The sequence below is a fragment of the Gilliamella sp. LMG 34360 genome (assembly GCF_984568995.1).
Window position 1 is genome coordinate 87,729 of the sequence record NZ_OZ474900.1, and the last position, 23,005, is coordinate 110,733.

The window sequence follows — 23,005 nt, forward strand, 5'->3', positions numbered from 1 at the left end:
CTAATTATTCCTCAATTTTTCCGCCAGCAGCTTCAATTGCAGCTTTAGCACCTTTAGTCACTCGAATACCGCGAACAGTTACAGGTTTAGTTACTTCACCAGATAACATAATTTTTGCGTACTCGATTTGTGAATTAATCACATTAGCGACTTTTAAGCTATTTAGGTCAACAATATCACCTTCAACTTTCATTAAATCTGAAAGACGAACTTGAGCTGTAACTTGAGCTTTACGTGAGGTAAAACCAAATTTTGGTAAACGACGATATAAAGGCATTTGACCACCTTCAAAGCCGCGACGTACGCCACCACCTGAACGAGATTTTTGACCTTTAATACCACGAGTACCAGTTTTACCTAATCCAGAACCAATGCCTCGACCTACACGTTTAGGTGCATGCTTTGAACCTTCAGCAGGAGATAAAGTATTTAAACGCATTACTATTACTCCTCAACTTTAACCATGTAATAAACTTGGTTTACCATACCGCGAATCGCAGGAGTATCCTCACGCTCAACAGTATGACCAATACGACGTAATCCTAGACCAACTAACGTTGCTTTATGCTTCGGTAGACGACCAATAGAACTACGAGTTTGTGTAATTTTAATTGTTTTTGCCATGGCTAATTACCCCAAAATTTCTTCGACGGTTTTACCACGTTTAGCAGCAACCATTTCTGGTGATTTCATATTTTCTAAGCCATCAATCGTCGCACGAACCACATTAATTGGGTTAGTTGAACCATATGCTTTAGCTAGAACGTTACGAACTCCTGCAACTTCTAAAACAGCGCGCATTGCACCACCAGCGATGATACCAGTACCTTCTGATGCTGGTTGCATATAAACACGAGACCCAGTATGAGCACCTTTAACTGGATGCTGTAAAGTATCGTTATTTAAAGCAACATTAATCATATTACGACGTGCTTTTTCCATTGCTTTTTGGATTGCTGCAGGCACTTCACGTGCTTTACCATATCCAAAACCTACGCGGCCATTACCGTCACCAACTACTGTTAGTGCAGAAAAACTAAAAATACGACCACCTTTTACGGTTTTAGAAACTCGGTTAACTGCGATTAATTTTTCCTGCAGTTCACCAGCTTGTTTTTCGATGTTTGACATCTTTAACTCCTACCTTAGAACTGTAGGCCAGCTTCGCGAGCAGCATCTGCTAGCGCCTGAACTCGACCATGATATTGGAAACCTGAACGATCAAATGAAACTTCTTTGATATCTTTCGCTAATGCACGTTCTGCAATTGCTTTACCAACTGCTGCCGCTGCATCTTTGTTTCCAGTGTATTTTAAACTTTCACTGATAGCTTTTTCTAACGTAGAAGCTGCTGCCAGTACTTCTGATCCGTTTGGTGCGATAATCTGCGCATAAATATGACGCGGAGTGCGGTGAACCACCAAGCGAGTTGCAAGTAGTTCATGCATCTTGCGACGCGCTTTAGTTGCACGACGGATACGAGCTGATTTCTTATCCATAGTGTTACCTTACTTTTTCTTAGCTTCTTTAGTACGCACAACTTCATCTGCGTAACGAACACCTTTACCTTTATAAGGCTCAGGACGACGATAAGCACGGATATCTGCTGCAACTTGTCCAATTAACTGTTTATCCGCACTTGTTAGTACGATTTCAGTTTGTGAAGGACATTCAGCTTTTACACCAGCTGGTAATTCATGTTCAATTGGATGAGAATATCCAAGAGATAAACCAATCGCATTACCTTTAACTTGTGCACGATAGCCGACACCAACTAACTGAAGTTTTTTAGTAAAACCTTCAGTAACACCAATAACCATTGCGTTAACCAATGCACGTGCAGTTCCAGCTTGAGCCCAAGCATCTGCAAAACCATCACGAGGACCAAATTTAATTTGACCTTCTTCTTGATTAATTACAACAGCATTATTTATTGTGCGAGATAACTCGCCATTTTTACCTTTAATCGTAATTACCTGACCATTGAGTTTTACCTCTACGCCAGCAGGAACAACGACAGGTGCTTTTGCAACACGAGACATTTTTTTCTCCCTTACGCTACGTAGCAGATAATTTCACCACCAAGACCTGCTTGGCGTGCTGCACGATCAGTCATAACACCTTTAGAAGTAGAAACAACTGCGATACCTAGTCCAGCCATAACTTTTGGCAATTCATCTTTACGTTTATAAATACGTAAACCTGGACGGCTAACACGTTTAATACTTTCTACAACAGCTTTACCTTGGAAATATTTTAAAGTAATTTCCAATTCTGGCTTAGTGTCACCAACAATTTTAAAGTCCCCGATATAACCTTCTTCTTTTAGCACATTGGCAATTGCCACTTTTAGCTTAGAGGAAGGCATGGTGACTGCAACTTTATTCGCAGCTTGACCGTTACGAATACGGGTCAACATATCTGCTATAGGATCTTGCATGCTCATCTATAACACTCCCCTGATTACCAACTTGCCTTTTTAAGACCAGGAATCTCACCACGCATGGCTGATTCACGAACCTTAATACGGCTTAAACCAAACTTACGAAGGACGCCATGAGGACGACCAGTTTGACGACAACGACGACGTTGACGTGATGGACTAGAATCACGAGGAAGCGTTTGCAATTTAAGCACTGCATTCCAACGATCTTCATCTGATGCATTAAGATCAGAGATAATCGCTTTTAATTCTTGACGCTTTGCAAAATATTTTTCTGCTAGCTTTACGCGTTTTTTGTCGCGTTCAATCATTGATTGTTTAGCCATTATGCCCTACCTTACTTACGAAATGGGAAGTTAAAGGCAGATAATAAAGCTCGGCCTTCTTCATCTGATTGTGCAGTAGTAGTGATAGTAATATCTAAACCACGAACACGATCAACTTTATCATAATCGATTTCAGGGAAAACGATTTGTTCACGAACACCCATGCTATAGTTACCACGACCATCGAAAGATTTCGCGCTTAAACCACGAAAATCTCGAGTACGAGGAAGAGCAATATAAACTAGACGTTCAAAAAATTCCCACATGCGTTCGCCACGTAAAGTGACTTTACAACCAATAGGATACCCTTGACGGATTTTAAAACCAGCAACTGATTTGCGTGCTTTAGTGACTAGTGGTTTTTGACCACTGATTGCAGCTAAATCTGCAACAGCATTATCTAATAATTTTTTATCAGTAATTGCTTCACCCACACCCATATTCAAGGTGATCTTTTCGATCCGAGGGACTTGCATGACAGATTTGTAGCCAAACTGTTCTTGCAGTTTATTTACTACCTGTGCTTTGTAGTAATCATGCAGTTTCGCCATCGTACACTCCAAATTACTTATTTGATTAATTCATTAGTAGACTTATAAAAACGGACTTTTTTACCGTCTTCAATACGAAAGCCTACGCGATCTGCTTTGCCTGTAGCTGGGTTGAAAATTGCTACGTTAGAAACATTAATAGCTGCTTCTTTCTCAACAATTCCACCATCTTGATTTAATGCAGGTACAGGTTTTTGGTGTTTTTTCACCAAATTAATACCTTCAACAATCACTTTGCCTGTAGACAAAACGCTTTTTACTTTACCGCGTTTACCTTTATCTTTACCAGTTAACACGATAACTTCATCTTCTCGACGGATTTTCGCTGCCATTACCCGCTCCTTACAGTACTTCTGGTGCTAATGAAATGATCTTCATAAACTTCTCAGAACGAAGTTCACGAGTGACCGGTCCAAAAATACGCGTACCAATCGGTTGCTCACTGTTATTATTTAAAATAACACAAGCATTACGATCGAAACGAATGACAGATCCATCAGGGCGACGAACACCTTTTCTAGTACGCACTACCACAGCTTTAAGTACATCACCTTTCTTAACTTTACCACGTGGAATTGCTTCTTTGATAGTAACTTTGATGATATCACCTACCGCTGCATAACGACGGTGCGATCCACCGAGAACCTTGATACACATTACGCTACGTGCGCCAGAGTTATCGGCAACATCTAGCCTAGTCTGTTCTTGGATCATTTTAATGCTCCGTATAAATTAATTATTGTCTAATCTACCTTCATCCACCTCAACTTCCATGGATAAGAATAGACAACCAAAAACCCACTTACGTGAGGGCGCATAGTATAACACCACTCAAATAAAATGGATAGCATAAAATAAACGGCCGTCGAGCCGTTTATTATATTATGTGCAGTTTTTAATCAAATAGATTAACTAACCGCTTTTTCAACGATTCGAACAAGAGTCCAAGATTTGGTTTTTGATAATGGACGACACTCTTTAATTTCTACAGTATCACCAATACCACACTCGTTGTTTTCATCATGTACATGCAATTTAGTCGTACGTTTAATGAACTTACCATATAACGGATGCTTCACTTTACGTTCAATAGCTACAGTAATAGATTTATCCATTTTGTCGCTAATAACACGACCTTGCTGAGTACGAATTTTTACTTCAGTAGTCATATTACGCACCCGCCTTCTCAGTTAATAACGTTTTAACTCGTGCAATATTACGACGCACTTGTTTTAACATATGAGTCTGTTTCAACTGACCCCCAGATAATTGCATACGTAAGTTAAATTGCTCACGTAATAAATTAAGAAGTTCAGTATTTAACTCTTCAACGCTTTTTTCGCGTAGCTCTTTTGCTTTCATTTACATCACCGTCTTAATCACAAAGGTGGTTTTAATTGGCAGTTTTGCAGCTGCCAACGCAAATGCTTCACGAGCAACTTCTTCCGGTACTCCGTCCATTTCATAAAGGACTTTACCGGGTTGAATCTGAGCAACCCAGTATTCAACGTTACCCTTACCTTTACCCATACGCACTTCAAGTGGTTTTTCAGTAATTGGTTTATCAGGGAAAACTCGAATCCAGATTTTACCTTGACGCTTAACTGCACGAGTCATTGCACGACGTGCCGCTTCGATCTGGCGCGCAGTCAAACGACCACGACCCACAGCCTTAAGACCGAATGTACCGAAACTAACGTCAGTACTTACAGCAAGACCACGATTGCGGCCCTTGTGCACTTTACGGAATTTTGTACGCTTTGGTTGTAACATCAGCGACGCTCCTTATTGTTTTCGGCCTTTGCGCTGCTTTTTCGGTTGAGCAGCAGGTTGTTTCTCTGCTTGTTCAACGGCAGCCATACCACCAAGGATCTCACCTTTGAAGATCCACACTTTAACACCAATAATACCATAGGTTGTTAATGCTTCAGACAAACCATAGTCGATGTCAGCACGTAATGTGTGCAAAGGTACTCGACCTTCACGATACCATTCACTACGAGCGATTTCAGCGCCGCCTAAACGACCACTTACTTCAACTTTGATACCTTTAGCACCCGCTTTCATTGCGTTTTGAACCGCACGTTTCATAGCTCGGCGGAACATAACACGGCGTTCTAACTGAGAAGTAATGCTGTCAGCAACTAATTTAGCATCAAGTTCAGGTTTACGAACTTCGGCAATATTAATTTGTACTGCAACATCACGTTTTTCTCTCTTGTCTTTATATTTATTGACAATAGAAGCTACGGCATTACGTAATTTTTCAACGTCCTCACCTTTTTTACCAATCACAATACCTGGACGAGCAGTGTGAATAGTAATGCGAACGTTAGTTTCTGCTGAACGATCGATTACAATCTTAGAGATTGATGCTTGTGCTAATTCTTTGTTCAAGAATTCACGCACTCTAAAATCACTTTCTAAATTATCAGCGAATGTCTTTGTACCCGAATACCATGTAGATGTCCAAGGCTTGACGATGCCTAGTCGGATACCATTTGGATTTACTTTTTGACCCATTGCTATTCTCCAGCCTAGCGATCTGAGACGATCACGGTGATGTGACTCGTACGCTTCAAAATTCGATCTGCACGACCTTTCGCACGAGGCATAATACGCTTCATGGTTGGGCCTTCATCTACGAAAATTTTCGCAACTTTTAGATCATCAATATCAGCACCATCGTTATGCTCTGCATTAGCAATAGCAGATTCTAATACTTTTTTAACAAGTACAGCCGCTTTTTTATTGGTGTACGTTAAAATATCAAGTGCCTGAGACACATTCTTACCGCGAATAAGATCTGCAACTAAGCGAACTTTTTGCGCAGAAGAACGAGCGTGGCGATACTTTGCAATTGTTTCCATCTCTTTCTCCTACTTATTTCTTCTTAGCTTTCTTATCAGCCGCGTGGCCGCGATAAGTACGAGTCGGCGCGAATTCACCCAATTTATGACCAACCATTTCGTCGGAAACATAAACTGGAACGTGCTGACGACCATTATGGACAGCGATGGTCAAACCGATCATATTAGGAAAGATCGTTGAACGACGGGACCAAGTACGAATTGGTTTCTTGTCCCCGCTTTCCACCGCTTTCTCTACCTTCTTCAGCAAGTGTAGGTCAATAAAAGGACCCTTCTTGAGAGAACGTGGCATAGCTAATCCTCTATATTAATTATTTCTTATTGCGACGGCGAACAATATACTTATCAGTACGTTTGTTGCTACGCGTTTTCAATCCTTTGGCTTTTTGACCCCATGGAGACACAGGATGTTTACCAAAGTTACGACCTTCACCACCACCATGTGGATGGTCTACCGGGTTCATTGCTGTACCACGAACAGTAGGACGAACACCACGCCAACGCGCTGCACCCGCTTTACCTAATACGCGAAGCATATGTTCTGAGTTACCAACTTCACCAATGGTGGCACGGCAATCAGATAACACTTTACGCATTTCACCTGAACGTAGACGTAATGTTACATAAGCACCATCACGCGCAACGATTTGAACATAACTACCAGCAGAGCGAGCAAGTTGTCCGCCTTTACCTGGTTTCATTTCAATATTATGCACGGTAGAACCGACTGGAATATTGCGCATCGGTAAACAGTTACCTGTTTTAATTGATGCATCAACACCAGATTGGATCTGATCACCTGCTTTTAAGCCTTTAGGCGCTAAAATATAACGACGTTCACCGTCTTTATATAAAACCAATGCAATATTTGCACTACGGTTTGGATCATATTCCAAACGTTCAACAATTGCTGGAATACCATCTTTATTACGCTTAAAGTCAACAATACGATAATGTTGTTTATGACCACCACCGATATGACGGGTAGTGATACGACCATTATTATTGCGACCACCAGTTTTGCTTTTTGAATCAAGCAACGGTGCATAAGGCTTACCTTTATGCAACTCTGGGTTAACCACTTTAACAACGTGGCGACGACCCGGAGATGTAGGTTTACACTTAACAACTGCCATTGTTCTTACTCCTCCGAATTACTCAGCGACGCCAGCAAGGTCTAAATTTTGACCTTCTGCTAAAGTAACGTAAGCTTTTTTCCAGTCGCTACGGCGACCGATTTGTTGACCACGACGTTTAACTTTGCCTTTAACAACAAGTGTATTAACGCCATCTACTTTAACTTCAAATAGTTGTTCAACTGCGGCTTTAATCTCTCTCTTAGTAGCATCTTTAGCAACTTTCAATACTAATGTATTTGTTTTTTCCATTGAAATAGATGCTTTTTCAGAAATATGTGGTGCTCGCAGGACTTTAAGCAGACGCTCTTCACGAATCATGCTAACATCTCCTCTACTTGTTTAACAGCATCAACAGTGATAACCACTTTGTCAAATGCAATCAAACTAACTGGATCAATACCTGCCACATCACGCACATCAACTTTATGTAAGTTACGTGCTGCTAAGAAAAGATTTTCATCAACATCAGAAGTAATAATAAGAACATCATTAAGGTTCATATCATTTAATTTCTGAGTTAATAATTTAGTCTTAGGTGCTTCAACAGTGAATGTTTCAACCACAACTAAACGTTCTTGACGCACTAATTCAGAGAAAATACTCTTTAATGCACCACGATACATTTTACGGTTAACTTTTTGGCTATGATCTTGTGGTTTTGCTGCAAATGTCACACCACCACTACGCCAGATTGGGCTCTTAATAGAACCTGAACGAGCACGACCTGTGCCTTTTTGACGCCATGGTTTTTTACCTGAACCAGCGATTTCTGCACGAGTTTTTTGTGCGCGAGAGCCTTGACGAGCAGCAGATGCATAAGCAACAACTACTTGGTGAACTAACGCTTCATTAAACTCACGTCCGAAGGTAGTTTCGGAAACAGAAAGCGCTTGCGCGTCTTTTACTACTAATTCCATCTCTATCTCCTCGACGTTAAGCCTTGATTGCCGGTTTAACAATTACGTCACTATTGATTGCGCCTGGAACAGCACCTTTAATTAATAAAAGGTTACGTTCTGCATCAACACGCACAATATCTAAGTTTTGAACAGTTACACGTTCATTACCTAAGTGACCTGCCATTTTACGACCTTTGAACACTTTACCTGGAGTTTGGTTTTGACCGATAGAGCCATGACCACGGTGTGCCAAAGAGTTACCATGAGTTGCATCTTGAGTACGGAAATTCCAGCGTTTAGTTACACCAGCATAACCTTTACCTTTAGATGTTCCAGTAACATCAACTTTTTTAACGTCAGTGAAAATATCAACGTTAATACTTTGACCTACAGTAAATTCGCCTTCTTCAAAACGGAATTCCCATAGACCACGACCAGCTTCAACGCCAGCCTTAGCGAAATGACCTGCTTCAGGTTTATTTACGCGGCTTGCTTTTTTGCTGCCAGTAGTAACCTGAATAGCTTGATAACCATCATTCTCAAGAGTTTTAACTTGAGTAACGCGGTTGCTTTGAACTTCTACTACGGTGACGGGAATAGAAACACCTTCTTCAGTGAAGATTCGTGTCATTCCCACTTTACGACCGATTAAACCAATCATTGTTTCGACCTCTCAATCATTCAGCTTAGGATTAACCTAAACTGATCTGCACATCAACACCGGCAGCAAGATCTAGACGCATTAAGGCATCAACTGTTTTTTCAGTTGGCTCAACAATATCAACTAGACGTTTGTGAGTGCGAATCTCATATTGATCTCGCGCATCTTTATTTACGTGCGGAGAAATCAATACAGTGAAACGCTCTTTGCGTGTCGGTAATGGAATAGGACCACGAACTTGCGCACCTGTGCGCTTCGCAGTTTCTACAATTTCAGCAGTTGATTGATCAATCAAACGATGATCAAACGCTTTTAACCGGATACGGATTCTTTGGTTCGACATGAGACCAGAGCTCCATTATTTAAAAGTTATAACAAAAGACTACTCCTCCTACCCTGTTTCGATTGACAGGAGAGTGTAATCCGTTCTTTTCGTAACCCCCAAATCGGGAGTATTGTTGATATAATTCAATATATTACATATTAACTATATCTTTATACGCATTTGCTGTTGAAAAATCAACAAACAAAGTGCGTCAATTATACGTAAATTATAAATGAATGCAAGGAGTAATTAATAAAGTATGTAGATAATTATTTAACTAACAAACATTTTTTAAATAATAGGTATAATTACGAGTTTTGACGCTTGAAGAGTGAATTTAATTACAATATATCATTCTTCAAACATCCTTTTTAAAATAGATTATTTAAGGAAAGAAAAGCGCTTTGCAGAAATTTAAATCAAATTGTGATAGATAAAACCGCCATTATGGCGGTCTTTTTAATGATCTTCTTTGGCATGATTTAAACTATATCTTGGAATTTCAACTTCAAGATCTTCATCAGTAACTCGAGCTTGGCAACTTAATCGACTATGAGGCTCTACTCCCCAAGCTTTATCAAGCATATCATCTTCTTGCTCATCACTTTCTTCTAGCGAATCAAAACCTTTACGAACAATACAGTGGCACGTTGAACATGCACAAGACATTTCACATGCATGTTCAATTTCAATATCATTACGAAGTGCAACTTCTAAAATAGATTCACCTTCTTCAGCTTCAACTGTTTTGCCTTCAGGACAAAGATCAGCATTAGGTAAAAATGTAATTTTGGGCATAATAATCTCGTTTGTTAAATATCATCAACTTTATGGCCAGTTAAGGCTTGACGAATTGATCTATCCATACGTTTAGCAGCAAACTCTTGTGTCATATTATCAACAATCTTAATATGCTTTTTGATAGCATCACTATCATCTAATTCACTTACTGCTTGTAACTGATGCTTAGCGATTAAAATCTGATTAAGTTGTTGCTCATTTAATAGATCAGCATCTTTATCTAAAGCACTTTGTAAGCTTTCTAGTACTCTAGCCGCTTCAACCTTTTGTTCGGCAAGCATTCTTACTTGTTTATCTTGCTGGGCATAATTGATTGAATCCTGAATCATGTTAGCAATTTCATTATCCGTTAGACCATAAGATGGCTTAACTTGAATCGCAGCTTCAACACCTGTTGATTTTTCCATTGCAGTAACATTTAATAAACCATCAGCATCAACTTGAAAAGTAACACGAATATGCGCTCCGCCAGCAGGCATAGGAGGGATACCTCTTAGCGTAAAACGAGCCAACGATCGGCAATCTGCAACACTTTCACGCTCGCCTTGTAACACATGAATCATCATAGCTGTTTGACCATCTTTAAATGTGGTAAATTCTTGAGCTCTGGCACATGGTATTGTGCTATTACGAGGGATGATTTTTTCCACTAATTCCCCCATTGTCTCTATTCCTAAAGATAAAGGAATGACATCAAGCAATAACATATCTGAATCGGGCTTATTACCAACCAGGATATCAGCTTGTATTGCCGCACCAATAGCAACAACTTTATCAGGATCAATGGAAGTTAAAGGCTCTTTTCTAAAAAAATCACCCACTAATTGTCTGACTAAAGGGACACGAGTTGAGCCACCGACCATGACAACTTCAACCACTTCATCAATATTGATTTCAGCATCTCTTAATGCTCGACGACAGACCGCCAAAGTTCGTTTAACTAAAGGTTCAATTAAGTCTTGAAATTGTTGACGCGTTATAGTTAAAGATTGCCCTTCTATGTTGGCTAAAGCTAAATCTTGCTGACTTAATGCTATTTTTATTTTAACTGTTTCATCGATAATTTTTTGGTTTATATAAGGATCAGTATTATTTTCTAAACCTAATTGATTTTTTAAATAATCAGCAAGCAATCGGTCAAAATCATCACCACCAAGTGCCGAATCACCACCGGTTGCTAAAACTTCAAACACACCTTTGTGTAGACGCAAAATAGAAATATCAAATGTACCGCCACCTAAATCATAAACTGCAATAACGCCTTCTTTGCCAGTATCTAAACCATAAGCGATAGCAGCAGCAGTTGGTTCATTTAATAATCTTAAAACATGCAGCCCAGCTAATTTAGCCGCATCTTTAGTTGCTTGCCGTTGCGCGTCATCAAAATAGGCTGGCACTGTGATTACAGCACCATCAATTTCACCACCTAAACTCTGTTTTGCACGTTGAGCTAAGGCGATCAAAATTTCCGAGGAGACTTGTATTGGGTTAACTTGATTATTAGGCAAATTCAATAATGGAACACCATTATCCGTTTGTGAAAAAGTATAAGGAAAATGTACAGCATCAATATCAGATAAGTTTCTACCCATTAACCGTTTAACAGAACTCACCGTGTTTTGAGGATCATTTACAGCATTAGATTTTGCATGCTTACCAACGGTAATAACAAGATTATCATCAACATCTAAGCCGTAATGAACTACTGAAGGTAATAGAAAATCATTATCCAAATCTGGTAGCACTTCGGTTTGTCCGCTACGCACAGTAGCAACTAGTGAATTAGTTGTCCCCAAATCAATTCCCACAGTTAAACGGCGCTGATGAGGTTCAGGAGTTTGTCCAGGTTCACTAATTTGTAATAATACCATTTGAATTGTCTCTAATTGATATATGCTTAACTAAAATTATAAAGCATATTGTTTTTCTTGTAACTTTTCGATTTGTTCTATCAATCTAGTTAAATAGCGGATTTTAAAGATTTGATTAAGGGCTACTTCCCAATCTTGTTTGTTAATAAATTCTAATAATTGTTTATAAACATCACGTTGACGCGCAAAAACTTCCGAATGAAAGTCATCTAATATAACAAAATCATCCTGACTTTCAATATCTTCTAATTTTTCACGTAAAACAAATTGTTCCATTAAAAAATCAGCATCATGAATAATATTTTGCTCAGTTGCCACATCAAAACCCTTTAGAGACAATAAATGTTCAGCCGCTTTAATGGGATTTTTCAGTGTATGATAACCGTCATTAATCATTGCTGATTTTTGTACCATCACCATTTTATCGTTATCATTAGCAGTGGCAAAATTATCTGGATGATATTGTCTTTGTAATTGTTGATAATTCGCTGTTAGTAACGAAACATCTACTGGTAGCTGAACAGGTAAATCAAATAGTTCAAAGTAGTTAGGCATGTTCATTACCCCAATTACACATTAAAGCTTTCACCGCAGCCACATTCATTCTGCGCATTGGGATTATTAAATTTAAAACCTTCGTTTAATCCTTCTTTAACAAAATCCAGTTCGGTACCATCGATATAAACCAAACTTTTTTTATCAACAATGACTTTAACATTTTTATCTTCAAACACACTATCATCATCGTTAATAATATCAGCAAACTCTAAAACATATGCCATACCAGAGCAACCGGATGTTTTAACGCCTAACCGCAATCCTACCCCTTTTCCACGATTAGCAAGAAAAGCCTGAACACGATTAGCGGCGCTATTTGTTAGTGTAATTGCCATTAACTTTGACCTTTTTTAGTTTTATAGTCATCAATTGCTGCTTTAATTGCGTCTTCCGCTAAAAGCGAACAGTGAATTTTAACAGGTGGTAACTCAAGTTCTTTAGCAATATCTGTATTTTTGATTGCTTGCGCTTCATCCAAAGATTTACCTTTAATCCACTCAGTAACTAAAGAACTTGATGCAATTGCACTACCACAACCATAAGTTTTAAATTTAGCATCTTCAATTATACCGTCATCATTTACTTTGATTTGTAAACGCATAACATCACCACATGCCGGTGCACCAACCATGCCACTACCAACATTAGGATCATTTTGATCAAAAGAACCAACATTACGAGGGTTTTCATAGTGATCAACTACTTTTTCACTGTATGCCATAATTTACTCCTAATTTTAATGGGCTGACCATTTGATTTTGCTTAGATCAACACCATCTTTAAACATTTCCCAAAGTGGAGATAATTCCCTTAATTTACCAATAGAATCTTTAATTAGTTTAATAACATAATCTACTTCTTCTTCAGTACTAAATCGACCAAATGAGAATCGAATTGAGCTATGTGCAAGTTCATCATTAAGACCAAGTGCTCTCAATACATAAGATGGTTCTAAACTTGCAGAAGTACATGCTGAACCGGATGATACGGCTAAATCTTTTAAAGCCATCATAAGTGACTCACCTTCAATATAAGCAAAGCTTACATTTAATATATTAGGGACACTATGTTCTAAAGAACCATTAAGATAAACTTCTTCGATATCTTTTAAGCCATTCCATAAGCGATTTTTTAACGCTAATAAACGTGGCATTTCAGTTGCCATTTCTTCTCTAGCTATACGATATGCTTCGCCCATACCAACGATTTGATGCACTGGCAACGTACCAGAACGCATACCGCGCTCATGACCACCACCATGCATTTGTGCTTCAATACGAACGCGAGGTTTACGTCTAACATAAAGTCCACCAATCCCTTTTGGCCCATAAATTTTATGTCCAGAAAATGACATAAGATCAACTTTTAATTTAGACAGATCAATGGGTAATTTACCGACGCTTTGGGTTGCGTCAACATGAAAAACAATACCTCTTTCACGACACATCTCACCAATTTTTTCGATATCTTGAATGACACCAGTCTCATTATTGACATGCATAATTGATACAACGGTTGTATCACTGCGCATGGCTGCTGCAAGTTTATCTAAATCCAGTATCCCATTAGACTCTGGAGCCAAATAAGTCACTTCATAACCTTCACGTTCAAGTTGACGACAAGTATCAAGTACCGCTTTATGTTCCGTTTTACAAGTAATAATATGTTTACCTTTAGCTTTATTAAAATGCGCTGCACCTTTAATAGCTAAGTTATCAGCTTCCGTTGCTCCTGAAGTAAATACAATTTCGCGGGAATCAGCACCAATAAGATCTGCAATTTGATTTCGAGCAATATCAACCGCTTCTTCGGCTTGCCAACCAAATTTATGAGAACGAGATGCAGGATTACCAAAAATACCATTTGGTGTTAAATACTGCATCATTTTTTCAGCAACTCTAGGATCAACGGGTGTTGTAGCTGCATAATCCATATAAATAGGTAATTTCATTAATTACTCCCAATAACAAATTCTGTATTTTATTTTTTAATTAATGCTGACGTGTCGTATATTACTTTGTCGATTAGCTACGGCTTTAACTTCATTATTATTGACTAATTCGCTAAGTGTAATGCTGGTTAAAAAGTCTTCAATTCGCTCACTTAAATCATTCCATAGTGTATGAGTTAGACATCTAACACCACCTTGACAGCCATCTTGGCCGTGACACTTAGTTGCATGTACCGTCTCATCAACGGCTTTTACAATTGAGCTAATCGCAATTTGATCCATTGACCGACTCAGCACATAACCCCCACCAGGGCCTCTAACGCTGGTTACTAAACCATTTTTTCGTAACCGCGCAAATAATTGTTCAAGATAAGAAAGTGAGATTTCTTGACGTTCTGAAATATCGGCAAGTGATACAGGTCCTGAATCAGAATGTAATGCTACATCCAACATTGCAGTTACCGCGTATCTTCCTTTTGATGTCAATTTCATTAATCATCCCCCTATGTGTTATAATATTTATTGTATATATCCTTTTATTTTAGTCAAGTATTTAGTTGACTATTTTAGTGGGAATTATCCTCTCTTAGTTCATCATCGACGAAACACAATGAAATATGCTAATCTAGTTAGATAAATTCATATGGGAGCTAAAAGGATGAAATTGGTATCACGTTACTTACTGATAATAAGTTTAATATTTACAAGTAACGCTTTCGCAAATAATTCTCAAAACATGTTACGAGAAAATTATCAAAAATGGATTAACTCTTATCAATCGTTAAATTTTCAAGAACAAAAAACATTACTTGCAACCATAAAAAATTATCCATTATATCCTTACGCTGCTGTGCAATTTTTTCAAAAAAATATAAAAGTTGTCTCCCCTGATGTAGTTAGCGATTTTGTAAAGAAAAATCAGGATTTTCCTTTAACAAACTCTTTAACACAATCCTACTTGAAAGAGTTAACAAATCGCCAAGATTGGAGTTCAATAATTTCATTCCCAAAAGATAATTCAATATCTTCTAATTGTCGCTACCAATATGCTTTACTCATGAAAAACGGAGATAAATCAGTTTTTAAAGATGTAGAAACACTTTGGATGACAGGAAAAGATCTTTCTTCTGCATGTGATCCATTACTTAATGCTTGGGCTAAAGCTGGTAAACTAACAAACAATTTAATATTATTACGTATTGAATTGGCAGTTGAAGCGAATAATTTAAAATTAGCTCGATATCTAGCAAATTTATTAGATGAGGATTACAAAACAACTAAAAGTAATTTACTAGCTTTATTTGATAATCCGAGAAAATTAGACGATTTTTCAAAAAATATTAAAGCGAGTTCTTTTACTAAAAAGATTATTTTAGCATCATTTTCTCGTTTAACTAAAGTTGATATAGAATTAGCTGAGACCTTATTACCACAATTCATCAAACAGCAAAAATTAAATGAAAATGAACAAAGTTTATTGCAAAAAAGTTTAGCAAACCGTTACTTTAATGATTCAGCCACTTATGAACAAATTAAATGGCGAGATAATTATATTGCTAAAAGCCATGATTCATCTTTGGTTGAAAAACGTATTCGTTTAGCTATTGATGAAAATAATTACAAGGATATTGCTTATTGGTTAGCACAACTATCACCAGAAGATCAATTAAAAGAAGATTGGCAATATTGGAAAGCACGAGTGTTATTAAAAAATAATCGAAAAAAAGAAGCTAATAGTATTTTACAAACACTCACAGCTAAACGTGGTTTTTATGGGATGATCAGTGCGCAAACGCTGAATCGACATTATTCTCTTAATAATCAATCAAAAAAAATTACTCATACCGAAATTTCAGCATTAAAGTCTAAGTTTGATGATAAACCATTTGTGAAAAGAATTAATGAATTACGTAGTTTAGGAATGTTGCCAGAATCAAGCAGAGAATGGCGATATATGTTAAACAATCAAGTGGATAGTAATGAATATCTAAAATTGGCTCAATATGCTTTACATAAAGGTTGGGGTGATCTAAGTATTCAAGCAACGATTGTAGGCAAATTATGGAATAACTGGAATGAACGCTTGCCCATCATGTACCAAGACTTATACCATGATACCCTAAAAGATAAAGCTATCCCTCTTTCTTATGCTTTAGCTATTTCTCGTCAAGAAAGTGCGCTTGATACCTCGGTACAATCTTCAGCTGGAGCCAGAGGATTAATGCAACTGATGCCTGCAACCGCTAAAGAAACAGCTAAAAAAATGGGCTTACTTACTTATACTTCATCAACACAACTGTTCGATCCTGAAATCAACATACAATTGGGTAGTTACTATTTAAATTCAGTTTATCTACAAAATGGTAATAATCGGATATTATCTTCAGCTGCTTATAATGCTGGACCTAATCGCGTTAAACGATGGTTAAAAGAGAGTGGTGGAAAACTTGATGCCGTTGCTTTTATTGATAGTATTCCATTTACTGAAACACGTAATTACGTGAAAAGTGTTTTAGTTTATGACTATATCTATCAAATAATCTTAGGTAAAAAAAATCCACATATTTTGACTCAGCATGAATTTAATAAACAATATTAATGGTGACTATAATGAAAACTAACGAATGGCAACAAACCGTTAAACTATTACACCAAGCATTTAATGATGGTTATTCAATTGATATATTAAAATTATTAATGACCGCCGATGAGCGTGATGCATTGATAACTCGAGTAAAAATCATACATTCATTACTTGACGGTTCAATCAACCAACGACAACTAAAAGATCAACTAAAAATAGGCATTGCTACAGTAACTCGAGGTTCTAATAGTCTAAAAGAGGCAACACCTGAATTTAAAAAATGGTTAGAGAATATTCTATTAAGCTCAGATAACTAAAACACTAGCTAATATCTATTCGTCACACTTGTAACAATCAGAGTTATAAATTTTGTTGGATATTAACCTCAGTTTCTGTAACAACTGGCACACAGTAATCACATTCCATAGTCTTAATATCTTTAACAGAGGCAACCGTATCATCATGAAGATTATGATGGATTTCGATTAAACAGCTAGAACTACGCAACCGAACTTTTAGAGCTGGCATTGCGGCTAAATGTACTTGAGAAATGAAATCTCTAAAGTTATCTGGTGAACCAATATATTTAAAGCAAAGATATAATCCACCTTCACTGACAACTTCTTCAATATGTTCAAGATTATTATTATGATCTAATGCAATCGTATAAAGTAATTCTTGTTCATTGGTATTATCTTTGCTTTTTAATATGCGACTAAAAGCATAGATTTTATCAGGCAAATCTTCGTTTTTATTTGTACAACGGGATAAATAATTATGAAAAAACTGTGTTCTAAGTCTATTTTCTTCGTCTAATAATTGCCCTAAATTACAATTATTTTTGAAAGAAATTCCCCAAAAAGTCTGTTTCGGCATATCAACAAATTTGGGTTCAGGTAGTGAAAGCTGATTTTTATTAAGCTCAATTGCTGGTGTTAATCCTGCTGGATCCCAAAATTCACCTCGACGATAACTTGCTGGAGTTTCATTGAACTGTTTTTTAAAAGATCGGGTAAATGTTTGTTGCGAATCAAAACGATATTGCATAGCAATGTCTAAAATGGGTTTACTGGTCATACGCAAAGAGAGCGCTGCATAAGTTAAGCGACGATGACGAATATAAGTTCCAAGAACTTGACCCGTCACTTCTTTAAACATACGTTGTAGATGCCACTTTGAATAACCAGACTTTTGCGATACATTATCAATAGACAATGGCTGTTCTAAATTTTTCTCAATCCAAACGATAAGATCTGAAATAATACTAACTTGATTCATAAAACCCCATCATAAAGTGAACAGACACATAACCCTTGATTATGACTTAATCCCAGCAATAAGCAAGTTCTAAATAAAAATTATTTTCCATGCATTTTAACAAAATGAATGTGTACCTGCTTGATGTTCAGTAATATCTTTCACTCCTGCAAGCTCAGGAAATTCGACCATTAATTGCTTTTCGATACCTTCTTTTAAAGTATAATCAACCATTGAACAACCATTACATCCGCCGCCAAATTGTAAGATGACATAGTTATCGTCGGTCAACTCAACTAAATTTACGCGCCCACCATGACTTGCTAACTGAGGGTTAATCTGCGCTTGAATCACATAGTTGACTCGCTCAATTAACGGAGCATCATCAGCAACTTTTTTCATTTTAGAGTTTGGTGCTTTTAATGTTAACTGTGCACCAAATTCATCTGTCACATAATCAATTACGGTTTCTTCCAAAAATGGGGCACTAAATTCATCGATATACACTGAAAAATCCGCATACTTTTCTTCTATATCATTATCTTCAACTGTATCGGCAGGACAATACGAAACTCCGCATTCTGCACTAGGCGTACCCGGATCCATAACAAATACTCTAATTTGTGTGCCTTCTGGTTGATTAGCAAGCAATTTTTTAAAGTGCTGTTGAGCTGATTCAGAAATAGTAATAATAGACATAACTCCTCACTTTAACACCATTTATAATAGTTGACTAACTTTCTTGGTTATTATAAGGACTGTTTAGGATTTTACAATACCGTTCGACATAAACAAATTATCTGAACACGGGTTGCTCCGCATTGTTTTAATTGTTGACTAATAGCATTTATAGTATTACCAGTAGTAACAATATCATCAATAAGCATCACTGATTTATTAGCAACATTTTGGTTACAAACAAAAAGTGTCTCAACATTGCTCATTCTTTGTTTAAGTGATAATTTCTTTTGATCTGTTGCATTTTTCTTTCTTGATAACAGATGAGGATAAAAATCACAATTTAACCATTTAGCAATAGGCTTTGCCAACAATTCGGCTTGATTATAGCCTCGTGACCAATATCGAAGATGATGCAAAGGCACACATGTAACCAAATCTGGTTTAGCTAAACCTTCTGTTTCTCGTCGTTGATACCATGCTAAAAACATTAATCTCGCTAATGCTAGGTTTAATTCAACTTTTTTATAAAATTTTAATTGATGAATTAAGTTTTTCAATGGATGAATATATTCACTAACAGCAATAAGTTCGTCCCAATAAGGTTTATGTTCTCGGCATCGATAGCATACATTCGTTGATAATGAATGGGGTAGACAACATTGGCAACAAATTTTATTGAATTTAGGTAGATTTTTAACACATTGACTGCAAATACCATGATGAGATAAAAATAAAGGCATATTACATAAAATACAACGCATATAGTTTACTTTTTTGTAAAAAAGTTTCAGGTTAACATAACGTTTCAATATAAAAATGGCTTATTCATTTCGCTCAATATCAAAATTAATATGGATACGAATTAAAACGTTATACCAATATCACAATCAAATAAGTTTATTTATATAAATGTTTTATAAAACTTATAATTAACAAAAAATAAAATTGCGATCTATGACACATAATTTCATCGGATTTTACATAAAAATTATTTAAAATAATCAAATATTAGGTATAATCAACCAACTATATCGGATTAAGGAAATAATAAATGAAAAAAATCAAATTATTATTTATATCATTGCTATTAACTCTTTTTACTAGTGTTGCTTTCGCTGACACTAAAGTTTTATTACAAACAAGTCAGGGTGATATTGAAATTGAATTAGATAGCGAACATGCGCCAATAACCACTAAAAACTTTCTTGATTATGTTAACAGTGGATTTTATGAAAATTTAACGTTCCATCGCGTTATACCTGGTTTTATGATTCAAGGTGGTGGTGCCGATGATCAATTAAAATTTAAAGATGGTAATGCTCCGATAAAAAATGAAGCAAATAATGGTTTAAAAAACAATCGAGGCACAATAGCCATGGCAAGAACGAGCGATGTGGATAGTGCAACTAGCCAATTCTTTATCAACACTGTAAACAACGAATTTCTTAATTACCAATCACCTGAAAATTACGGTTATGCCGTTTTTGGTAAAGTGATTAAAGGAATGGATATTGTTGATAAGATTGTAAATGTAGCAACTCACCGTGTAGGACCTCATCAAAATGTACCTGTTGAGCCGGTTTATATTAAAAAGGCAACTGTTATTGAAGAAAAATAATAAATTATTTAAAATGAGATGAAAACCTAAAAAAAACCATCTTAATCATTTAAGATGGTTTTCCTCAAAAATTTAATTATTTTTTAATTTATCACAAGCTTTGTCAAAACCCCGCTCACAGGACTGTTTAAAATACCTATTAGCTAATAATTTGTTTTGCTCAACCCCATCACCTTTATCATACATAATTCCTAACTTGTATTGTACTGATGATACATCTAGTACGGCTGCTTTAGTAAACCAAAATGCTGCTTTTTGTTTATTTTGTTCAACTCCATCACCTTCATCATACATAAGAGCTAAATTATATTGTGCGTTGAAGTTATTTTGTTCTGCAGCTTTTTCATACCAAAATACCGCTTTTTGTTTATCTTGTTCTATTCCATCACCTTTATCATACATAAGTCCTAACTTGTATTGTGCATTTGGTACATCTTGTTCGGCTGCTTTAGTATACCAAAATGCTGCTTTTTGTTTATTTTGTTCAACGCCATCACCTTCATCATACATAAGAGCTAAATTAAATTGTGAGTTGAAGTCATTTTGTTCTGCAGCTTTTTCATACCAAAATATCGCTTTTTGTTTATCTTGTTCTATTCTATCACCTTGATTATACATAACTCCTAACGCGTATTGTGCATCTATATAACCTTGTTCAGCTGATTTTATATACAAAGTTAAAGCTTTTTGTATATTTTGTTCAACGCCATGACCATATTCATACATAATAGCTAAATTATGTTGCGATGGGGGGTCATTTTGTTCTACAGCTTTCTCATACCAAAATAACGCTTTTTGGTAATCTTGTAATTCACTATCACTTTTATGATACAATTCGCCTAGAGCATATTGTGCATCTACATAACCTTGTTCGGCTGATTTTGTAAACCAATAAATAGCCTTTTGATATAGTGCCTCATCTTGCTCAACTCCTGTTGTAGCCTGAAAATATAAGTGACCTAAAAGATACTGCGCTTCTGAACTACCTTTTTCTGCTTCTTGTGTACATTCAATAAGTGCCTTTTCATAATTTTTATTTTCAAATTCTGTTGTACAATCCCCCGCATAAGCAGCAAAAGAAAATAAGATAGGCATAACTAATAGTAATTTTTTTATTTTCATGATATTCCTTATATATTTATATAATTCTTTAAAATTTTATTCAATTAATCATAAAGTTATTAAAAATCATTTTAATACATTTAACAAATTAGCAAGCGTTCTTATCCCAATGCCTGTTGCTCCAGTTGCCCATAAAGTGGTTGCGCTTTTGCGGAATGTAGCTGAACAGTCAATGTGTAGCCAATTTTGTTTATAATTTTTTATAAAATGGGACAGAAATGCGGCGGCAGTGCTTGCACCCGCGGTATTCGGTAATCCAGAATTTGCCATATCAGCAAACGAGGATGGAAATTGAGAACGGTGAAAATCAGCTAATGGTAATCGCCAAAATGCCTCATGTTCAGCTTGGCTACTTGCTAATAACTGATTAGCAAATTTGTCATCAAATGAGAGTAATGATTGATAATCGTTACCTACAGCAATTTTTGCGGCACCAGTAAGCGTTGCGCAATCAATGATATAATGAGGATTATCATTATCTGCACTAATTAATCCATCAGCTAAAACCAAGCGACCCTCGGCGTCGGTATTATCAACTTCAACTGTTTTACCATTACGATAACGAATAATATCACCTAGTTTGAATGCATTACCACTTACCAAATTATCAGCACAGCATAAATAAAGTTTGATGCGATGATTGACTCCGCGAGCAATAGCAAGAGCCAAAGCACCAGTCACCAATGCCGCGCCTCCCATATCCGATCGCATTGATTCCATAAAACTACTTGGTTTTAAACTATAACCTCCAGAATCGAAAGTAATCCCTTTCCCGACTAGGCAAGCAATAATTGGTGTTTTTGGATTTTTAGTCGGATTATAATCAAGCTCGAGTAAGGCTGCTGGTCTGTCAGAACCTTTACCAACTGTGTAGATGCCCATATAATCTTGTTCTTTAAGTGCTTCTCCTGAAATAATGTTATAGGAAATATCAGAGGAATAATTGCTAATTAATTTTGCACTTTGTGTTGCTAATTCTAAAGGACTTAATGTTTCTGCTTGTTGATTAACAATATCTCGACACCAATCAATGATGGCTAAGCGATTTTTTAGTTCTTGCTTATCTTTCTTATTTAATTTTGCCCAACTGACTTTATTATTGTTTTTAGCATTACGATAACCAATCCAAAAATGCCAACATGACTCTAAATCCCAATTGTCACCACTAAGTTTAACTGATTTAATACCTTGATTATCTAATTTTCGTGCAGCTCGCTGAATGGCACCATGTCGATGCTCGGGTTGATAATGAATGGTAACAGCATCTTCTGAAAAACTGAGTAATGCATCTTTACCCCACTTTGATGGAGCAGGTTTTTCCGAAAGTAATATAGATAAAGTCGACATA

36 protein-coding genes are annotated in these 23,005 nt (G+C 36.6%); 3 read left to right on the top strand and 33 right to left on the bottom strand.

The features are described from left to right. Positions 1 to 4 precede the first annotated feature (4 nt). The 28 genes from rplO to iscR form a co-directional block, all read right to left on the bottom strand. Positions 5 to 439 (bottom strand): 50S ribosomal protein L15, encoded by a 435-nt coding sequence (gene rplO, locus AC5LW9_RS00410; RefSeq protein WP_039127711.1) that lies wholly within the window; start codon positions 437 to 439, stop codon positions 5 to 7. Between the two features lie 5 nt (positions 440 to 444). Continuing rightward, positions 445 to 624, bottom strand: coding sequence for a 50S ribosomal protein L30 (gene rpmD / locus AC5LW9_RS00415; protein ID WP_025314400.1), 180 nt, complete (start codon positions 622 to 624; stop codon positions 445 to 447). 6 nt (positions 625 to 630) lie between these two features. Beyond that, positions 631 to 1,131, bottom strand: a complete 501-nt coding sequence (gene rpsE / locus AC5LW9_RS00420; protein WP_025314399.1) for a 30S ribosomal protein S5 — start codon at positions 1,129 to 1,131, stop codon at positions 631 to 633. Between the two features lie 14 nt (positions 1,132 to 1,145). Then, positions 1,146 to 1,499, bottom strand: coding sequence for a 50S ribosomal protein L18 (gene rplR / locus AC5LW9_RS00425; RefSeq protein WP_025314398.1), 354 nt, complete (start codon positions 1,497 to 1,499; stop codon positions 1,146 to 1,148). A 9-nt stretch (positions 1,500 to 1,508) separates the two neighbouring features. Continuing rightward, positions 1,509 to 2,042 (bottom strand): 50S ribosomal protein L6, encoded by a 534-nt coding sequence (rplF, locus tag AC5LW9_RS00430; RefSeq protein WP_065738254.1) that lies wholly within the window; start codon positions 2,040 to 2,042, stop codon positions 1,509 to 1,511. A gap of 11 nt (positions 2,043 to 2,053) precedes the next feature. Then, positions 2,054 to 2,446 carry a 30S ribosomal protein S8 gene (gene rpsH / locus AC5LW9_RS00435; protein WP_039129274.1) on the bottom strand — a complete coding sequence of 131 codons (393 nt, stop codon included), beginning with the start codon at positions 2,444 to 2,446 and terminating at the stop codon, positions 2,054 to 2,056. A gap of 17 nt (positions 2,447 to 2,463) precedes the next feature. Continuing rightward, positions 2,464 to 2,769: a 30S ribosomal protein S14 gene (rpsN, locus tag AC5LW9_RS00440; protein ID WP_025314395.1), complete on the bottom strand. Its 306-nt coding sequence runs from the start codon at positions 2,767 to 2,769 to the stop codon at positions 2,464 to 2,466. 11 nt (positions 2,770 to 2,780) lie between these two features. After that, complete coding sequence (gene rplE / locus AC5LW9_RS00445; protein WP_025314394.1) at positions 2,781 to 3,320, bottom strand: 50S ribosomal protein L5; 540 nt, start codon at positions 3,318 to 3,320, stop codon at positions 2,781 to 2,783. 17 nt (positions 3,321 to 3,337) lie between these two features. Further along, entirely contained in the window at positions 3,338 to 3,652 is a 315-nt protein-coding gene (gene rplX, locus AC5LW9_RS00450; RefSeq protein ID WP_065738253.1) for a 50S ribosomal protein L24, read from the bottom strand. Between the two features lie 10 nt (positions 3,653 to 3,662). Then, a complete protein-coding gene (gene rplN, locus AC5LW9_RS00455) occupies positions 3,663 to 4,034 on the bottom strand; it encodes a 50S ribosomal protein L14 (protein WP_025314392.1) in 372 nt (123 codons plus the stop codon). 194 nt (positions 4,035 to 4,228) lie between these two features. After that, positions 4,229 to 4,489: a 30S ribosomal protein S17 gene (rpsQ, locus tag AC5LW9_RS00460; RefSeq protein ID WP_025314391.1), complete on the bottom strand. Its 261-nt coding sequence runs from the start codon at positions 4,487 to 4,489 to the stop codon at positions 4,229 to 4,231. Position 4,490: 1 nt separating this feature from the next. Then, a complete protein-coding gene (gene rpmC, locus AC5LW9_RS00465; RefSeq protein ID WP_025314390.1) occupies positions 4,491 to 4,682 on the bottom strand; it encodes a 50S ribosomal protein L29 in 192 nt (63 codons plus the stop codon). After that, positions 4,683 to 5,093, bottom strand: a complete 411-nt coding sequence (gene rplP / locus AC5LW9_RS00470) for a 50S ribosomal protein L16 (protein WP_025314389.1) — start codon at positions 5,091 to 5,093, stop codon at positions 4,683 to 4,685. Positions 5,094 to 5,105: 12 nt separating this feature from the next. Next, the gene (gene rpsC, locus AC5LW9_RS00475; RefSeq protein WP_025314388.1) at positions 5,106 to 5,843 is read right to left on the bottom strand and encodes a 30S ribosomal protein S3; all 738 of its coding nucleotides are present in this window, start codon (positions 5,841 to 5,843) and stop codon (positions 5,106 to 5,108) included. 14 nt (positions 5,844 to 5,857) lie between these two features. Continuing rightward, a complete protein-coding gene (gene rplV, locus AC5LW9_RS00480; protein WP_025314387.1) occupies positions 5,858 to 6,190 on the bottom strand; it encodes a 50S ribosomal protein L22 in 333 nt (110 codons plus the stop codon). Between the two features lie 13 nt (positions 6,191 to 6,203). Beyond that, the gene (gene rpsS, locus AC5LW9_RS00485; protein WP_024496505.1) at positions 6,204 to 6,482 is read right to left on the bottom strand and encodes a 30S ribosomal protein S19; all 279 of its coding nucleotides are present in this window, start codon (positions 6,480 to 6,482) and stop codon (positions 6,204 to 6,206) included. Between the two features lie 19 nt (positions 6,483 to 6,501). Next, a complete protein-coding gene (gene rplB, locus AC5LW9_RS00490; RefSeq protein WP_086307902.1) occupies positions 6,502 to 7,326 on the bottom strand; it encodes a 50S ribosomal protein L2 in 825 nt (274 codons plus the stop codon). A gap of 18 nt (positions 7,327 to 7,344) precedes the next feature. After that, positions 7,345 to 7,647 (bottom strand): 50S ribosomal protein L23, encoded by a 303-nt coding sequence (gene rplW / locus AC5LW9_RS00495; RefSeq protein WP_025314385.1) that lies wholly within the window; start codon positions 7,645 to 7,647, stop codon positions 7,345 to 7,347. Continuing rightward, positions 7,644 to 8,246 carry a 50S ribosomal protein L4 gene (rplD, locus tag AC5LW9_RS00500; protein ID WP_025314384.1) on the bottom strand — a complete coding sequence of 201 codons (603 nt, stop codon included), beginning with the start codon at positions 8,244 to 8,246 and terminating at the stop codon, positions 7,644 to 7,646. Before rplD ends, rplW begins: the two co-directional genes overlap by 4 nt. A 16-nt stretch (positions 8,247 to 8,262) precedes the next feature. Beyond that, entirely contained in the window at positions 8,263 to 8,889 is a 627-nt protein-coding gene (rplC, locus tag AC5LW9_RS00505; protein ID WP_025314383.1) for a 50S ribosomal protein L3, read from the bottom strand. Between the two features lie 31 nt (positions 8,890 to 8,920). Continuing rightward, the gene (gene rpsJ / locus AC5LW9_RS00510) at positions 8,921 to 9,232 is read right to left on the bottom strand and encodes a 30S ribosomal protein S10 (RefSeq protein WP_006120582.1); all 312 of its coding nucleotides are present in this window, start codon (positions 9,230 to 9,232) and stop codon (positions 8,921 to 8,923) included. 441 nt (positions 9,233 to 9,673) lie between these two features. Further along, on the bottom strand, positions 9,674 to 10,012 hold the full coding sequence (gene fdx, locus AC5LW9_RS00515; RefSeq protein WP_065562946.1) for an ISC system 2Fe-2S type ferredoxin: 339 nt from the start codon (positions 10,010 to 10,012) through the stop codon (positions 9,674 to 9,676). 14 nt (positions 10,013 to 10,026) lie between these two features. Beyond that, a complete protein-coding gene (gene hscA, locus AC5LW9_RS00520; RefSeq protein ID WP_493456117.1) occupies positions 10,027 to 11,886 on the bottom strand; it encodes a Fe-S protein assembly chaperone HscA in 1,860 nt (619 codons plus the stop codon). Between the two features lie 36 nt (positions 11,887 to 11,922). Next, positions 11,923 to 12,441 carry a Fe-S protein assembly co-chaperone HscB gene (hscB, locus tag AC5LW9_RS00525; protein ID WP_493456118.1) on the bottom strand — a complete coding sequence of 173 codons (519 nt, stop codon included), beginning with the start codon at positions 12,439 to 12,441 and terminating at the stop codon, positions 11,923 to 11,925. Between the two features lie 14 nt (positions 12,442 to 12,455). Beyond that, a complete protein-coding gene (iscA, locus tag AC5LW9_RS00530; RefSeq protein ID WP_025314377.1) occupies positions 12,456 to 12,779 on the bottom strand; it encodes an iron-sulfur cluster assembly protein IscA in 324 nt (107 codons plus the stop codon). Beyond that, a complete protein-coding gene (gene iscU, locus AC5LW9_RS00535) occupies positions 12,779 to 13,165 on the bottom strand; it encodes a Fe-S cluster assembly scaffold IscU (protein ID WP_025314376.1) in 387 nt (128 codons plus the stop codon). The genes iscA and iscU overlap by 1 nt, the downstream gene beginning before the upstream one ends. A gap of 15 nt (positions 13,166 to 13,180) precedes the next feature. After that, entirely contained in the window at positions 13,181 to 14,395 is a 1,215-nt protein-coding gene (locus AC5LW9_RS00540) for an IscS subfamily cysteine desulfurase (RefSeq protein ID WP_039127722.1), read from the bottom strand. Between the two features lie 36 nt (positions 14,396 to 14,431). Beyond that, positions 14,432 to 14,887, bottom strand: a complete 456-nt coding sequence (iscR, locus tag AC5LW9_RS00545; protein WP_039127725.1) for a Fe-S cluster assembly transcriptional regulator IscR — start codon at positions 14,885 to 14,887, stop codon at positions 14,432 to 14,434. 166 nt (positions 14,888 to 15,053) lie between these two features. On the opposite strand from iscR, the gene sltY reads away from it, so the two are divergent. Both sltY and trpR read left to right on the top strand, forming a co-directional pair. Beyond that, positions 15,054 to 16,994, top strand: a complete 1,941-nt coding sequence (sltY, locus tag AC5LW9_RS00550) for a murein transglycosylase (RefSeq protein ID WP_493456119.1) — start codon at positions 15,054 to 15,056, stop codon at positions 16,992 to 16,994. Positions 16,995 to 17,005: 11 nt separating this feature from the next. Further along, the gene (trpR, locus tag AC5LW9_RS00555) at positions 17,006 to 17,296 is read left to right on the top strand and encodes a trp operon repressor (protein WP_216355862.1); all 291 of its coding nucleotides are present in this window, start codon (positions 17,006 to 17,008) and stop codon (positions 17,294 to 17,296) included. A 43-nt stretch (positions 17,297 to 17,339) separates the two neighbouring features. Here trpR and robA read toward each other — a convergent pair whose 3' ends face one another. The 3 genes from robA to AC5LW9_RS00570 all read right to left on the bottom strand — a co-directional run bounded on the left by robA (position 17,340) and on the right by AC5LW9_RS00570 (position 19,678). Continuing rightward, complete coding sequence (gene robA / locus AC5LW9_RS00560; protein WP_039127734.1) at positions 17,340 to 18,257, bottom strand: MDR efflux pump AcrAB transcriptional activator RobA; 918 nt, start codon at positions 18,255 to 18,257, stop codon at positions 17,340 to 17,342. A gap of 96 nt (positions 18,258 to 18,353) precedes the next feature. Further along, entirely contained in the window at positions 18,354 to 18,935 is a 582-nt protein-coding gene (gene nfuA, locus AC5LW9_RS00565) for a Fe-S biogenesis protein NfuA (protein ID WP_172398455.1), read from the bottom strand. Positions 18,936 to 19,006: 71 nt separating this feature from the next. Next, the gene (locus AC5LW9_RS00570) at positions 19,007 to 19,678 is read right to left on the bottom strand and encodes a phosphoribosyltransferase family protein (protein ID WP_039127738.1); all 672 of its coding nucleotides are present in this window, start codon (positions 19,676 to 19,678) and stop codon (positions 19,007 to 19,009) included. Positions 19,679 to 19,968: 290 nt separating this feature from the next. Between AC5LW9_RS00570 and AC5LW9_RS00575 the strand changes: the two genes are divergently transcribed. Continuing rightward, the gene (locus tag AC5LW9_RS00575; protein WP_144092131.1) at positions 19,969 to 20,535 is read left to right on the top strand and encodes a peptidylprolyl isomerase; all 567 of its coding nucleotides are present in this window, start codon (positions 19,969 to 19,971) and stop codon (positions 20,533 to 20,535) included. Positions 20,536 to 20,607: 72 nt separating this feature from the next. Here the strand turns inward: AC5LW9_RS00575 and AC5LW9_RS00580 are convergent, their stop codons facing one another. Both AC5LW9_RS00580 and pepB read right to left on the bottom strand, forming a co-directional pair. Then, positions 20,608 to 21,657 carry an SEL1-like repeat protein gene (locus AC5LW9_RS00580; RefSeq protein WP_198227616.1) on the bottom strand — a complete coding sequence of 350 codons (1,050 nt, stop codon included), beginning with the start codon at positions 21,655 to 21,657 and terminating at the stop codon, positions 20,608 to 20,610. A 66-nt stretch (positions 21,658 to 21,723) separates the two neighbouring features. Then, positions 21,724 to 23,004, bottom strand: a complete 1,281-nt coding sequence (gene pepB / locus AC5LW9_RS00585; protein WP_232352962.1) for an aminopeptidase PepB — start codon at positions 23,002 to 23,004, stop codon at positions 21,724 to 21,726. Position 23,005 lies beyond the last annotated feature (1 nt).

Coding starts and splice junctions, on each gene's coding strand:
- iscR (WP_039127725.1), bottom strand. CDS start 14,887: ATGAAATTGACATCAAAAGGAAGATACGCGGTAACTGCAATGTTGGAT.
- iscU (WP_025314376.1), bottom strand. CDS start 13,165: ATGGCATACAGTGAAAAAGTAGTTGATCACTATGAAAACCCTCGTAAT.
- AC5LW9_RS00540 (WP_039127722.1), bottom strand. CDS start 14,395: ATGAAATTACCTATTTATATGGATTATGCAGCTACAACACCCGTTGAT.
- rplW (WP_025314385.1), bottom strand. CDS start 7,647: ATGATTCGTGAAGAGCGTCTGCTTAAAGTCCTGCGAGCACCACATATT.
- rplP (WP_025314389.1), bottom strand. CDS start 5,093: ATGTTACAACCAAAGCGTACAAAATTCCGTAAAGTGCACAAGGGCCGC.
- hscA (WP_493456117.1), bottom strand. CDS start 11,886: ATGGTATTATTACAAATTAGTGAACCTGGACAAACTCCTGAACCTCAT.
- rplD (WP_025314384.1), bottom strand. CDS start 8,246: ATGGAATTAGTAGTAAAAGACGCGCAAGCGCTTTCTGTTTCCGAAACT.
- rplB (WP_086307902.1), bottom strand. CDS start 7,326: ATGGCAGTTGTTAAGTGTAAACCTACATCTCCGGGTCGTCGCCACGTT.
- rpmD (WP_025314400.1), bottom strand. CDS start 624: ATGGCAAAAACAATTAAAATTACACAAACTCGTAGTTCTATTGGTCGT.
- rplR (WP_025314398.1), bottom strand. CDS start 1,499: ATGGATAAGAAATCAGCTCGTATCCGTCGTGCAACTAAAGCGCGTCGC.
- rplC (WP_025314383.1), bottom strand. CDS start 8,889: ATGATTGGTTTAATCGGTCGTAAAGTGGGAATGACACGAATCTTCACT.
- sltY (WP_493456119.1), top strand. CDS start 15,054: ATGAAATTGGTATCACGTTACTTACTGATAATAAGTTTAATATTTACA.
- rpsN (WP_025314395.1), bottom strand. CDS start 2,769: ATGGCTAAACAATCAATGATTGAACGCGACAAAAAACGCGTAAAGCTA.
- pepB (WP_232352962.1), bottom strand. CDS start 23,004: ATGTCGACTTTATCTATATTACTTTCGGAAAAACCTGCTCCATCAAAG.
- rpsC (WP_025314388.1), bottom strand. CDS start 5,843: ATGGGTCAAAAAGTAAATCCAAATGGTATCCGACTAGGCATCGTCAAG.
- rplN (WP_025314392.1), bottom strand. CDS start 4,034: ATGATCCAAGAACAGACTAGGCTAGATGTTGCCGATAACTCTGGCGCA.
- rpsJ (WP_006120582.1), bottom strand. CDS start 9,232: ATGTCGAACCAAAGAATCCGTATCCGGTTAAAAGCGTTTGATCATCGT.
- rpsE (WP_025314399.1), bottom strand. CDS start 1,131: ATGTCAAACATCGAAAAACAAGCTGGTGAACTGCAGGAAAAATTAATC.
- hscB (WP_493456118.1), bottom strand. CDS start 12,441: ATGCCTAACTACTTTGAACTATTTGATTTACCTGTTCAGCTACCAGTA.
- fdx (WP_065562946.1), bottom strand. CDS start 10,012: ATGCCCAAAATTACATTTTTACCTAATGCTGATCTTTGTCCTGAAGGC.
- rpmC (WP_025314390.1), bottom strand. CDS start 4,682: ATGAAAGCAAAAGAGCTACGCGAAAAAAGCGTTGAAGAGTTAAATACT.
- rpsQ (WP_025314391.1), bottom strand. CDS start 4,489: ATGACTACTGAAGTAAAAATTCGTACTCAGCAAGGTCGTGTTATTAGC.
- AC5LW9_RS00570 (WP_039127738.1), bottom strand. CDS start 19,678: ATGCGTTGTATTTTATGTAATATGCCTTTATTTTTATCTCATCATGGT.
- rplE (WP_025314394.1), bottom strand. CDS start 3,320: ATGGCGAAACTGCATGATTACTACAAAGCACAGGTAGTAAATAAACTG.
- nfuA (WP_172398455.1), bottom strand. CDS start 18,935: ATGTCTATTATTACTATTTCTGAATCAGCTCAACAGCACTTTAAAAAA.
- rplV (WP_025314387.1), bottom strand. CDS start 6,190: ATGGAAACAATTGCAAAGTATCGCCACGCTCGTTCTTCTGCGCAAAAA.
- iscA (WP_025314377.1), bottom strand. CDS start 12,779: ATGGCAATTACACTAACAAATAGCGCCGCTAATCGTGTTCAGGCTTTT.
- rplO (WP_039127711.1), bottom strand. CDS start 439: ATGCGTTTAAATACTTTATCTCCTGCTGAAGGTTCAAAGCATGCACCT.
- rpsS (WP_024496505.1), bottom strand. CDS start 6,482: ATGCCACGTTCTCTCAAGAAGGGTCCTTTTATTGACCTACACTTGCTG.
- trpR (WP_216355862.1), top strand. CDS start 17,006: ATGAAAACTAACGAATGGCAACAAACCGTTAAACTATTACACCAAGCA.
- rplX (WP_065738253.1), bottom strand. CDS start 3,652: ATGGCAGCGAAAATCCGTCGAGAAGATGAAGTTATCGTGTTAACTGGT.
- AC5LW9_RS00575 (WP_144092131.1), top strand. CDS start 19,969: ATGAAAAAAATCAAATTATTATTTATATCATTGCTATTAACTCTTTTT.
- AC5LW9_RS00580 (WP_198227616.1), bottom strand. CDS start 21,657: ATGAAAATAAAAAAATTACTATTAGTTATGCCTATCTTATTTTCTTTT.
- robA (WP_039127734.1), bottom strand. CDS start 18,257: ATGAATCAAGTTAGTATTATTTCAGATCTTATCGTTTGGATTGAGAAA.
- rplF (WP_065738254.1), bottom strand. CDS start 2,042: ATGTCTCGTGTTGCAAAAGCACCTGTCGTTGTTCCTGCTGGCGTAGAG.
- rpsH (WP_039129274.1), bottom strand. CDS start 2,446: ATGAGCATGCAAGATCCTATAGCAGATATGTTGACCCGTATTCGTAAC.